Origin of the sequence: Chryseotalea sanaruensis, assembly GCF_003990915.1 — a bacterium.
Taxonomy (GTDB): Bacteria; Bacteroidota; Bacteroidia; order Cytophagales; family Cyclobacteriaceae; genus Chryseotalea; species Chryseotalea sanaruensis.
Window position 1 is genome coordinate 487,283 of sequence record NZ_BHXQ01000005.1, and the last position, 12,999, is coordinate 500,281.

Below are 12,999 nucleotides of genomic sequence, written 5' to 3' on the forward strand. Positions count from 1 at the left end.
GTTGAAGCCATTTGGGCTGCGAATCCTTAATGCCAATGCTCAATAAATTCATAATAGTATTTTTTATTTCAATCAGTCTCCGTGTAGGTGCAAGAATTTTTGAAAATGAAGACTGTGAATTTTGGCTATTAAGCTATTGAATTAACCATAGTGATGGTAAAATTGAACTTTTGACAATATAGATTGAAATCAAATTGATATTCCTTGACTAGAAGTAAGACGCAAAATTGATCAGCATAGTATTACTGATCGATTGATAGTTGATGCAGGTATTTACTGACTTATTTTTATAGTAAACAAAAAAGTCTTTGCACCGATGTAACACAGCACAAAGACCTTTTATAAAATGTAATTGATTTTAATATTGATGCCGGGAATGTGGCGTTAATCTTTAGATTTCCTCAGCTTTAAAGCCGGCCTTTTCTACTGCTGCTTTTACCGTGGTTGCCGAACTATCTGTTAAAATACTTAAAGTCTTGGCAGGGTTGTTCAGGTCTACTTGCCACTTGCCTTCTCCTACACTTTCGTTTAAATGCGGTGTTACTTTGGCGAGGCAGCCCTCGCACTTTATGTTTGTTTTAAAAGTTTTGTTTTCCATAGTTTTATTTATTGATTGATTCTTACTTTAATTTCTATGAGTATCCCCAAAGAGCCCTAAAATAATAATTCGCGTAATTGCGATCCCGATGGAATCGGGAGAAGCGATCTAATTTTTTCACAAATTCTTCTCATGATTTCTTCGAGTTCACTATTACACAACCTTTAGGGTTTTAAACAGATATACATATTGATTTTAAATTTTAGCAAACTTTAATCTTAAGCTGTTACTCACCACACTTACCGAACTTAGTGCCATAGCTGCACCGGCAATCATTGGATCTAAAAGAAAGCCATTAACAGGATATAACAAACCAGCAGCTAACGGTATTCCAATAATATTATAAATGAATGCCCAGAATAAATTTTGGCGTATAGCCTTCACTGTTTTGGTAGAAAGATTTAATGCTTTTGGAATCACATTTAAGTCAGAAGTGATGAGGGTCATTTTAGCCACGTCCATAGCAATGTCCGATCCTTTACCCATAGCAATGCTAACATCAGCTTGTGCCAAGGCTTGCGAATCATTAATACCATCGCCAACCATGGCAACAATTTTACCTTGTGCTTGTAACTGTTTTACAAACTCAGCTTTTTCGGCTGGCAATACTTCAGCTTTATAATGCTTTAGGCCTACTTGCTGAGCAACGGCTTTTGCAGTCTGCTGATTATCGCCAGTGAGCATGTATACTTCTATGCCTTTCTTTTGCAGCGTTGTGATAGCCACTTTTGAACTCTCTTTTATTTTGTCGGCTATGGCAATGATTGCAAGTACCTGATGCTGATCAGCAAAGTATACTACTGTTTTGGCAGCTGCTTGCCATTCGGCTACTTGTGTTTGAACTGAAGTGTGAATGGATACACCTTTATTAGCCATCAGTTTTTCATTGCCTAGAAAATAACGAATACCATTATGCTGTGCTTCCACTCCCTTTCCGGTAATGCTTTCAAAGGCAGTGAGTGTAATGGATTGCGCTTTATTTTCTTTGAGCCGATCAACAATGGCTTGTGCTAATGGATGTTCTGATTGTACTTCTATGCTATAGAGTAAATCTTTATATTGATCAAAATCTTTATTGCCATCAACCCAAAACATATCGGTTACTACTGGTTTGCCTTCGGTAATGGTGCCGGTTTTATCTAGTATGATAGCATTAACTGTATGTGCCAGCTCAAGACTTTCGGCATCTTTAATTAATATATTGTTTTCTGCGCCTTTACCTACACCAACCATAATAGCTGTTGGTGTGGCTAATCCTAGTGCACACGGACATGCAATAACCAACACTGTAATTGAAGTTAATAAGGCATGCGTGAAAGCATTGTCTCCGCCAAAGATCATCCAGATAATAAATGTCATTATAGAGATTCCAATAACGATTGGTACAAAGATGCCTGCAATTTTATCCACCAGTTTTTGCACAGGTGCTTTACTTCCCTGTGCGTCTTGTACCATTTTTATGATTTGCGCCAGTATAGTATCCGCACCAACTTTTTGTGCTTCAAATTGGAAGCTGCCTTTTTGATTGATCGTACCGGCAAATACTTTATCTCCGTTTTTCTTTTCAACAGCAATGGGTTCCCCCGAAATCATACTTTCATCAACAAAGGAATTTCCGTTTACTACCTGTCCGTCTACGGGTATTTTTTCGCCAGGTCTTACAATAATAATGTTGCCGGCTTTTACGGTGGCAATAGGCCATTCAAGCTCTTGGCCATCTACTAATACACGCACCGTTTTGGGTTGTAGCCCCATTAGTTTTTTTAGCGCTGACGAAGTATTTGACTTAGCTTTCTCTTCCAGTAATTTACCTAATGAAATAAAGGCAATAACTACTGCGGCCGCTTCATAATAAACATGGGCATGTAACCCACGGTTATGCCAAAACTCAGGAAAAAATGTATTGAAAACACTAAATACAAAAGCAATACCTGTAGAAAGGGCTACCAACGTATCCATATTGGCTTTTCCATGACGCGCTTGTTTCCAGGCGTGTATAAAAAAGTTACGGCCAAAGTAGAAAACAACGGGAGCGGTTAAAACCATAGAAATATAGTTTCCATAAGGCATGTCCATAAAGAACATACCAATAACCACTACCGGTAAAGCTAAAACAGATGACCAGATGGTTCTGTTCTTTACAGTTTCATATTGCTTCAGTTGTGCTTCTTCTTTTATTGCTTGCGGATCTTCAGTATCAATAACTAAATCGTATCCGATAGATCTTACGGCTTTTTGTAAATCGCTTACCGTAGCGGTACTGTTATCATATTCAACAAAGGCACTTTGATTGGCATAATTCACTGTTGCATCTACAACACCGTTTGTTGCTTTCAGCATGGATTCAACACTTACGGCACAGGCAGCACAAGTCATTTCCAGCACAGGGAAACTCTTTTTGATTAATTTTTCTTTATCTATTTTCGGTGCTAAAACTTTTTCTGACATAACCCTTAAATTATATGCAAGTATACTCTGCTTACGGTTGTATTGTTTTACACAATTTAGGGAAGGATTTACGAAATTTTGGCTTAGTAGCTTATTCGCAGGCCACCACCCAGTTTCATATCACTGTCGTAATGCGTTGAAATAGAAACATACTTAGTAAGAATATACCTGGCGCCAACACTGTATTCCAAATCGCTATTTACATTTGCCCATAATCTTATCCGTTGTGTTACAGGAATATCATCGCGGCTTATTTGCAAGCGCACTATACCGGTGTGATCCAAGCGCCAATCTGCAACAATAAACCAAGGCATAATGTATTGAAAACCAAAGCAGGCAACACCTCTTTTATTTTTTGTATTCGTCTGTCCAAAAATGCTTTCTTCATTTTCAACAGTATCTCGGTAGCGCTGATCCCAACCAGTGTACAGGAACAGAAATTGATTGCGGCCAATAAATCTGCCCGCATGTAGTTCTGCTTCATACCCGCTTTTTGAATTTAACCCAAGGCGCCATTCGGTTTGAAGCATCCAACGTGTATTGGATAACATTGCTTCTCCATCGCTACCATTGCTCTCAAGCCCAATGTGAGCGCCCAGGTAAAAGCGTCTGTCATCATGATATACCTTACGCAAAGCCCGTTTCGGATTGGGTAACTGTGTATTAGGTGGGGAGTTTTCATAACTAAAAATTCTACCCATACCGCTCATCATGTGATAGAGGATGTGGCAATGAAAAAACCAGTCGCCATATTGCTCTGAAGCATGAAACTCAATCGTGTCGGTTTCCATGGGCATGATGTCAAGCACATTTTTTAATGGAGCATATTCTCCTTGTCCGTTAACAATGCGGAAGAAATGGCCGTGTAAATGCATAGGATGACGCATCATAGAATTATTGGTGAGTATAATCCGAATATTTTCTCCTTGCTTAATCAGAATTTTATCACTCTCTGAAATGGTACGGTTGTCCATTGTCCAAATGTACCGATTCATGTTTCCGGTTAGCGTAAAGTTTAGTGTGCGTGTTGGTGCATCAGGTAAGGTTGTAGTGACTGGTGATTTGAGCATGGCATAGTTAAGCGTTACCGGACTTTGTTCTTGTTCGGTTAACTCACGATACATAACAGCATTCATGTCCATTTGCTGCAGACTCATGTCCATACCCATATCATGCATTTGCCCACCAACCGTCATCATATCATTCATCATCGTCATGCCTTCAAAATAGTTGAGACGTGGCATATCTTTAATAAATTGTTTGTCACCTTGACCTAGCCAGAGAGTGGTATGGTTGGTTCTGTCTTCTGAGGTGGCGCGTAATTCATAACTGCCGGTATCGGGTATTTTTATAATCACATCATAACTCTCGGATACACCTACAATCAGGCGATCAACAGCTACTGGTACAACATCCATTCCATCGCTCGCAACCACACTGATTTTTCCACCCGCGTAATTCAACCAGAAGTATGTCGAAGCACTACCATTAATAATTCTTACCCTAATGCTATCTCCTGGTTGTAGCGCATTGTATTGTTGTTCAGGTTTGCCGTTGGTTAGTAACCTTTCGTAGTACACATCGCTTACATCCATGGCGGCCATGCGCTTGAATTCATTTTCGAACTTTGTGCCAAGTTGTTTAGCCTTTAATGCTTCTGCATAACTTTGTGCGGCTCCCTTTTTAATAGCATACCAATCGGTGGCGTAATGAAGTGAGCGCTCAATCTGGTGTGGGTTTTCATCACTCCAGTCACTTAGTAACATGGTGTATTCTGGCACCAGACTTTCTTCTCTTTTGTGGATGATAAAAGCGCCATACATACCGATCTGCTCTTGTAACATGGTATGAGAATGATACCAATATGTTCCGTTTTGTACAATTGGAAAACGAAAAACGTGGTGACCGTGAGGTAATATCGGAGCAGTAGTTAAGTAAGGAACACCGTCTTGCTCATTGGGTAAGATTAAGCCGTGCCAATGGATGGAGGTTTCGTGATGAAGCTTATTGTAAACATGGATTTCAGCGGTATCACCCTCTGTAAAGTGAAGAGTTGGCGCTGGTAGTTGACCGTTAATAGCAATTGCTTTTTTTTCTTTACCAGTATAATTAACTGTGGTGTCGCTAATGACTAAATTGTAACGAACAAGTTTTTGGGCTTGCGAAGTTAAAGAGCAAAGCAATACAAGTATACTGCTGATGAGCGTACGCATAATTGAAATTAAGTATAAGTAAGACTAGTTAATTTTTTCGGCTACTTTTCCGCAGGTCAACATTTTAGCTCCGTAATAAGGATTTTTAATACTTTCTTCAGCACTGATCCAATAGCTTTTCTTCATGGGGCAATAGTCGTAATACAGTGTTTCGCCTGTTGTGCTCAGCTTAACTATAGGCCAGTAGGCAAGGGATAATTCAGCAAAGGCAGTGCGTTGTTTTTCTATGTCCTTTGCTTTGGTGATAATATCAGCCTGCTTTAACAGATTGTCTTTGTGTTGTTTCCAGGCAGCAGAAACTGCATCATTATTATTTGTCGCTTTAACTTTAGAGATGGCATTTGTTAGAGCTACTGCAGCCTCGCTAGCATCAGCTGATTTATTGGATATGAGCGCATCCTTTAAGTCGAGGTATGCTGTTAATAATGATAGGTCGTTGTTTTGCGCCTGAAGTTGAGCAGAAAGCAAAAGCGTTAAAATGATAATACGAATTTTCATAGCACGATGATTAAGTGAACGTATAGTATTTAACGCCTGGAGGCTTACAGCGTTTTTTATAATTGATTACATAAATTACATAATTCCTTTATAAAACTCAATTAATAACTTTATAAATCGTCAAGTGGCTTTCTGATGTCTTTAGGTTGCCTGTTTTTCTTTAATGCAGAGGGAGTCATGCCTGTAACCTTTTTGAATTGAGAAGATAGATGTGCCACGCTACTATACCCAAGCTGACTGGCTATTTCACTCAGGTTTAGCTCATCATAAAACAGTAGTTCTTTAGCTTTTTCAATTTTTTGCCGGATAATATATTGCTCAAGCGTTATCCCCTCTACTGAGGAAAAAAGATTACTCAGGTAGTTGTATTCGTAATGCGCATGTTCAGCAAGTATAGTTGACCAATTATATTTCCGATCAATTTCTTTGCTGTGGTGGATTAGTTGAATGATTTTATTTTTTACCGCTTCAATAATACGCGCTTTCCTATCGTCTATTCTTTCAAAACCTAAAGCATTAAGCCCCATATCCAACTGAGCCAGTTGTTCATCGGTTAGGGACTCAGTCAAATCAGCTTCACCAAGAGTAAGACTGGTTGGCTCTAATCCAAGCTTATTGAACTCCTGCTTCACAGCAGCAATACAACGTTGGCAAACCATATTCTTAATAAAAAGGCGATTCATAGAAGTACAATGCTATTCAACTAACCAATACAAATCAAAGATAGTTTCTATCGTGCCTCAAACTTTACATTGTTTACAGATAAATTTAGAGTATTTACTGTTTGGCAGCTTCTCTTTGACCAAGTTTAGTGGCTATAACACTCACGATAAGAATTTGCAGGGCATGGAAAAGCATTAAGGGTAATAGAAGAATACCCGCGGAAGCTGAGTTGGCAAATAATATTTTTGAAAAAACAGTACCGTGAACTAGCGATTTTTTGGTGCCACAAAATTGAGTGGTGATGCGGTCGGGTAAACTAAAATTCAGGCGACTGGCCATGTATCCTGTAAGGTGGTAGACTACAAAGAATAAAGCGATTACAATTATAGAAAGGAGTAACAGCATCGGCAGACTAAGTGCATCGAATACATTTGTGAAAAAGGATTCAGCAAAGCTTTTGTAAATGATGAGCAGAATAATTGCTTTATCAAAAATGGCCAGACTTGAAGCATGCTTTTGAATGTATTTTCCAAAGTACGGCTGTAGTACAATCCCTAATATGACGGGGACAATAATTTCAATCAATAGCTTTAGATAGATAGAGCCAAAGTCAAATGAAGCATCAGCACTTTTAATAAACAAACCCATCCAAATTGGTGTAAGTGCTATTCCTATAATTCCTGAAAGACTTGCGTTAAAAATTGCGGCTGGTATGTTACCTTTGGCAATAGACACCATTACAACGGAAGATGATACAGTAGAAGGTAATGCTGCCAGAAAAAATATAGCTAGCCACAATGTTTTCTGCTCGGCTGTATTTGCCAACGGATAAAACAGCAGTACAATAAGTGGAAAAATTAGAAATGTTGTTGATTGAACAAGTAAATGAAGTTGCCAATTTTTTAATCCTTCCCTCAGCTTTTCAAAGCTGAGCTTTAATCCGTAGAAAAAGAAAATAAGTGAAACGCCAATGCTACTAATGATTTCAATTGACTGGTCGCCTTTCTGTACGGCCCATCCCGGAAAAAAATAGGCAAGGGCTATTGTTATAATGATGAACAGTACAAAGCGATCAATTTTCATAAGAGCAACTGATTTCAATCGCAATATACTATTTGCATGAATACAGACTATAACCGCTTTAGGCAAATTACCCCAATCGCTGGTCTGTGTCTTCACTGACCAGTATTGGATTTACAATTTTTATATCAAGTCGGCATTAGTTTAGTTTTATATTTCGGTCTGTGAGGACACAGACCGAGGAGAAGAGGAAACAGACCGAGGAGAATTATGTAAACCGAATAAGAATCGCAATGCTTTTATTCTCCGTATAATTTCATAGGTGAAGTAACAACCCGCAAAAGTAAACACAAGTACAAGTAGAAATTTAAGTGGTGCCACTATATCAAGCGGAAAGATGATGACGGAGCCCAGATAAAGAAATACCATGTGAAGTACATAAACCGGATAAGCAGCCTGACTCAAATATTGTAAGGTTTTACTTTTCTGGTTTAAATATTTGTTGCCAAAAGCGAATACAGCTAGTATCCAGCAGATAGTCTCAATGGGCAATTGATAAATTGGTATTGGCAGACTCATTTCAAATTCAACCATGCGCAACACAAAAAGCGAAAGCCCGGCAAGTAGAAATAGCCAACGCCACTTTACAATCATTTTCCAAAATACCTCACCGCTGTACACAAAATAGAAGCCAAAGAAGAAGGAGAGCAAGCCATGGAAAAAGCCATGTAAATTCATAACATAGAATTCGTAGGGCTGGGGTTTAATAATTAGTACTTCGGTAACAAAAGCTGCAATAACAATTAACAAGCCAACGGGATGGCTCATAATTTTCTTCAGCGCGACAGCCAATTTTCCAGTTTCGTTTTTCTTAAGAAAATAAAATAATGGTGTGAATAGTAAAATGTAGACAACAATATTACCAAGGAACCACAGATGACCCGTGTGTGGGAAATATTTGTATTCCATTCCATAGTAGCTACTCATTATATAAATATGAATGGGCACGATACATAAAGTACCAAATACAAATGGCACAAGTATTCGCGAGGCACGCTCTGCCCAGAGTTGTTTCCAATTTCTATTTTGAATTGCAAAGTATACACCCATACCCGATACAAAGAAAAGCAAGGGTATTCTCCATACATTCAGCATGGCCATGGGCGTCCATAAAGCCGCCCATGGTTCTGAGTTTGTAATAAATCCAATCATCATACCCCAGGGCTGAAAGCCAATGGCTGTATGGTAGATGAGTAAAAGCCAGATTGCGATTACCCTTATCCAATCTATATCGTACCTTCGATCAGTTATTAACATGATTTGCAATTAGATGTTAACTATTTTAGCATAGCCGCAATTTCAGGGCGCGTCTTTTCAAGATAGGCATAGTCAAGTTTTAAGCCCATTGGACCAAGTGCACTTACCATCATATCGTACACTGGTTTCACATCGGCAAATGATCCAGCCACATTTTCGTAAGCAGTAGAGTTATATTTATTTTTGAGCGTTTTAACTGCATTTTTAGCAAGCAGCATTTTTACAATTTCAGGTCTGCAAAAGAAAGCAGCCGTATGTAAAGCAGTAGACCCTTCGTTGTTTTGAAAATTAATATCAGCGCCTGCATCAATAAGCACTTTTGCGATCTCAGGTTTGCCGAAAACCGCTGCGCTTATTAGTGGGCTTGAACCACCAAATGGATCTTTCGTATTAATATCGGTACCGGCAGCTATATGCATTTGTACTGCTTCCAAATTGCCGGTTACTACAGCGGTGTGTATATCCATCTGCGGGGCTTGCGAACTGGTTTTGGTGTTCGTTTTTTCTTTAGTCGCTTCTTTGTTCTGGCAGGCACCTGAGGTTAAAAGCATGGCAAACAATGCAATTGCAAAACTTGATTTTAAAGGGTTAATCATTCTAGTTTTCATAAGTCGATAATTTTTATTTAATGATGCAAAGAACTGTTTGCAGCCGCCTTACGACTAAATAGCCCTGCGGCTAAAAGCATGAAAGTTGAAGCAAAGCGTATAAATTTTGATGCAGAAGTATAAATTATCGCGCAAACCGCGTATTTCTGAGTAATTCTGACCTTTCTAAACCGGGGTGCCAGATGTGGTCAGTCCATTTTTTTACCCCATATTGTGCCTGAATTTTTTGATTAAATCGTTCCAGTATCTCTACCGTATGCCCGATAACCCAACTCCTGCAAATGAATTTCTGAGTCAGGTCACTTCCATTATCGAAAGAAATATGGCAAACGAGCAATTCGGGGTTTCTGAATTGGCCGATGCTATGAATATGAGCAGGTCCAATCTACTTAGAAAAGTTAAAAAGGATAGCAAGCTTTCCGTGAGTCAGTTGATCAATCAGGTAAGGTTAAATCGCGCCATGGAGATGTTGCGCACCTCATCCTTAAATGTTTCTGAAGTATCGCATCAGGTGGGTTTTAATAGCACTTCCTATTTTATAAAATGCTTTCGCGAATATTATGGATATCCTCCGGGAGAAGTTGGTAAGCATCCTGAAACAGAAATACTCCCTGTTCATAATGTTAGCAAAACTAAAAAGTTGTGGATACCTGTTTTGGCAGGCGGTGTCGTTGTGGTGTTGGCTTTGCTCTTTATATATAGAGGCAGCAAATTTAGTACATATGAAGTTGAGCTGGAAAAGTCAATTGCTGTATTGCCATTTAAGAATGAGAGCAATGACTCTACAAACGTTTACCTGATTAATGGTTTGATGGAGTCGACCTTGCTGAATTTACAAAAGATACAAGACTTGCGGGTAATCAGCAGAACCTCTTCAGAAAAGTATAGAAACAGTGCTAAGTCAATTCCAGAAATGGCAAAGGAATTGAACGTGCGTTATTTTGTTGAGGGGAGTGGGCAAAAAATCGGAGATCAGATATTGCTTAACATACAGCTTATTGAAGCATCAACCGATCGGCATCTATGGTCGAACCAATATAAGAGGGAGGCAAAAGATATTTTTCAGTTGCAGCAAGAGATAGCCCGTAGTATTGCCGAAGAAATTAGAGCGATTATTACTACTGATGAAAAACAGAGGATAGCGAAAAAACCTACTGAAAATATTGTCGCTTATGATTTGTATTTAAAAGGCAAAAACTTTCAACTATTAGGTGGAGAGGTTAACGATTTAAAAGCGATTGAGTATTTTAAACAAGCTATTGAGGAAGACAATGAGTTTGCGGTGGCATATGCAGAAACGGCAATTGCATATTACTATTTGGATTTTTACAGGGCAGAAAAGAAGTACTCAGAAGAGATTAATCAATACGCAGACAAGGCATTTTTGTATGACTCAAAACTTGGGGGTAGCCTTGTAGCTAAAGCTTTGTCCTACATGACTAAAAGAGAGTATGAGTCAGCGGTGCCTTATCTGGAAAAAGCACTCGAGTACAATCCTAATTCTGTTGAGGTAATCGGTTTCTTATCCGACTTTTATTCAATTTATAATCCTAATACCGGGAAGTATTTAGAATATGCCTTGAAGGGAGTTCAGCTGGATGTTGCTTCACTAGATTCGACAACAGCAAGCTATACGTATTTGCGGTTAGGAAATGCTTTAATACAAAATGGATTTGTAGAAGAATCTTTGGTATATATCGATAAATCATTGGCATATAACCCACTCAATCCCTTTGCTAAATATGTGCGTGCTTTTATCATGTTTGCTACAAGTAAGGACCCTAAGTTGACCAGGGATTTATTAATAGAAGAATATAAGAAAGACACAACGCGTTTTGATATTTTGCAAGACATTGGTAAAGTCTCTTATTATATGAGAGACTATAAAGGAGCATACCAATACTATAAACGATTTTTACAGATTCGTGAATCACAACAGATGGATATTTATCGTCACGAGAATTTAACCATAGCCTATGTATTGGCAGAAGTAGGATTTCAAGAAGAGTCTGATGTGTTGGTAAAGGATTACAAGGCATTTATTGATGAAGATAAGTCGCTTTACAAGAATTTGGGCCTTTCCGCTTACTATACATATATAGGTAATCAGAACGAAGCAATACAACATATGCAGCTCTTTTCTAAAGAAGATAATGTGCAATACTGGATAATTTTATTTTTGGAGGAAGATCCGCTAATGGTAACTATAAAAGACAATACTGAATTTAAAAAATACCTGAACATTACTAAATCAAAATTTTGGAAATCGCATGAAGCATTAAAAACAACTTTGGGCGATAAGGGATTATTGGTTACCCATTAAGGTGTTTTTCATTTATTAATAAGTTGCATATCTTGTTAGCAGTTCTGTAATTATGATCACTCCAGCTTGTGTGTAACATTTTTGGAGAAGTGAGTTCTACTATATAGAAAGTATGATTAACACTTCAATTTTAGTTTTATTAATAGCTTTATTGTTAATTTTTCTATTTCTATCCTTACTTCATTTTTATTGGGGCTTTGGTGGGAGGTGTGGGATAGAGGTTGCTTTACCTTCACGGGAAGATAATATTCCATTATTCAGACCTGGTAAATTAATTACATTATTGATTGCTTTTGTGCTTCTTATATGTGCAGGCTTTTTTCTGCTGATAATTATTGGATTAGCTCCAGAGGTGACGAAATATTTTTTCTGGGTAATCTTAATTGTCTTCTCTTCAAGAGTAATCGGAGATTTTAAATTTTTTGGACTTTTTAAGAAATACAAATACACAAGGTTTGCCGTCAATGATTCAAAATACTATACACCCTTATCGTTGGTCATAACCATACTAGTGCTTCTACTAATCGTGTGGATTATTTTTTCTCAGGACCACAATCTAATCAGCTGATTTATTATTGAGGGAGGCTACATCTAATGTTACTGGTAATAATGCTAGGCAATTTTTTTAGAGTTAACGATTTGATTAACTCGACTTTGAATTATCCATATTCCAAAAGGCAGGAAGATCAGCATAAAGAAGTAATGAAAGAAGTCATTGAAATAAACAGGTCTATTAACTTCTGCTGATCTTATTATCTTGGCGTTTTGGTAAATGATATACCATGAAGCGCCCACCCAAATAAAGTAAAGTGGAATTATTGATAAGATGGGAGTCATATCCGATTCGGATAATGTTGCCAGCGTAACCATTATGTATATTGTAATTGCAACTTTTAATCCGTAGAAAATTTGATAAAGTATTTTATTAAATTTTTGCTCCGGGTGAATAAATCTTGATAGTCTATGACCGATAGTATACTCCCATATATACCAAATTATAAAAAAGAGAATAAGCCAAAGTGCGAAATTATCAGGTGCGTCTTCACTTAACTTTTGTAGTAAAAATCGTAAGGGAGAAATGATCAAAGATGGTCCACAATAAAATAAAAGAAAAATTTGCCAGTTTTTTAGCTTTAGAATATTCATTACGAGTTAAGGCTTACTTATTAATCATTTAATTAGGCATCTCGGTGTCAGTAGAGTTCAGCATAGCCGAGTGCAATATTTTGCATAGTAAATGTAGTGAATATTTTAACTGCTAATCAATACCTTGGCGATGTTTACACAAGTCATGGAGTTTTTTAAACATCC

Annotated in this window: 11 protein-coding genes; 2 read left to right on the forward strand and 9 right to left on the reverse strand. The window is 37.9% G+C overall.

The window, feature by feature from the left end:
• Positions 1-391 precede the first annotated feature (391 nt).
• From SanaruYs_RS15310 to SanaruYs_RS15345, 8 genes are all read right to left on the reverse strand, one after another.
• Positions 392-598, reverse strand: a complete 207-nt coding sequence (locus SanaruYs_RS15310) for a heavy-metal-associated domain-containing protein (protein ID WP_127123458.1) — start codon at positions 596-598, stop codon at positions 392-394.
• A gap of 195 nt (positions 599-793) precedes the next feature.
• On the reverse strand, positions 794-3,046 hold the full coding sequence (locus SanaruYs_RS15315) for a heavy metal translocating P-type ATPase (RefSeq protein WP_170177238.1): 2,253 nt from the start codon (positions 3,044-3,046) through the stop codon (positions 794-796).
• Between the two features lie 83 nt (positions 3,047-3,129).
• Positions 3,130-5,259 carry a multicopper oxidase domain-containing protein gene (locus tag SanaruYs_RS15320; RefSeq protein WP_127123459.1) on the reverse strand — a complete coding sequence of 710 codons (2,130 nt, stop codon included), beginning with the start codon at positions 5,257-5,259 and terminating at the stop codon, positions 3,130-3,132.
• Positions 5,260-5,283: 24 nt separating this feature from the next.
• Positions 5,284-5,757 (reverse strand): DUF3347 domain-containing protein, encoded by a 474-nt coding sequence (locus SanaruYs_RS15325; protein WP_127123460.1) that lies wholly within the window; start codon positions 5,755-5,757, stop codon positions 5,284-5,286.
• Between the two features lie 110 nt (positions 5,758-5,867).
• Positions 5,868-6,440, reverse strand: a complete 573-nt coding sequence (locus SanaruYs_RS15330; protein ID WP_127123461.1) for an AraC family transcriptional regulator — start codon at positions 6,438-6,440, stop codon at positions 5,868-5,870.
• A 94-nt stretch (positions 6,441-6,534) separates the two neighbouring features.
• Complete coding sequence (locus tag SanaruYs_RS15335; RefSeq protein ID WP_127123462.1) at positions 6,535-7,503, reverse strand: bile acid:sodium symporter family protein; 969 nt, start codon at positions 7,501-7,503, stop codon at positions 6,535-6,537.
• Between the two features lie 147 nt (positions 7,504-7,650).
• Positions 7,651-8,757, reverse strand: coding sequence for an acyltransferase family protein (locus SanaruYs_RS15340; RefSeq protein ID WP_127123463.1), 1,107 nt, complete (start codon positions 8,755-8,757; stop codon positions 7,651-7,653).
• 20 nt (positions 8,758-8,777) lie between these two features.
• Positions 8,778-9,365: an ankyrin repeat domain-containing protein gene (locus SanaruYs_RS15345; RefSeq protein WP_127123464.1), complete on the reverse strand. Its 588-nt coding sequence runs from the start codon at positions 9,363-9,365 to the stop codon at positions 8,778-8,780.
• Positions 9,366-9,591: 226 nt separating this feature from the next.
• Here SanaruYs_RS15345 and SanaruYs_RS15350 point away from each other — a divergent pair, with 226 nt between their 5' ends.
• Positions 9,592-11,688, forward strand: coding sequence for a helix-turn-helix domain-containing protein (locus SanaruYs_RS15350; RefSeq protein WP_246011922.1), 2,097 nt, complete (start codon positions 9,592-9,594; stop codon positions 11,686-11,688).
• 112 nt (positions 11,689-11,800) lie between these two features.
• Positions 11,801-12,256, forward strand: coding sequence for a DUF3995 domain-containing protein (locus SanaruYs_RS20510; RefSeq protein ID WP_127123465.1), 456 nt, complete (start codon positions 11,801-11,803; stop codon positions 12,254-12,256).
• A gap of 44 nt (positions 12,257-12,300) precedes the next feature.
• On the opposite strand, the gene SanaruYs_RS15360 is transcribed toward SanaruYs_RS20510, so the two are convergent.
• Positions 12,301-12,834: a hypothetical protein gene (locus SanaruYs_RS15360; RefSeq protein WP_127123466.1), complete on the reverse strand. Its 534-nt coding sequence runs from the start codon at positions 12,832-12,834 to the stop codon at positions 12,301-12,303.
• Positions 12,835-12,999: the final 165 nt, after the last annotated feature.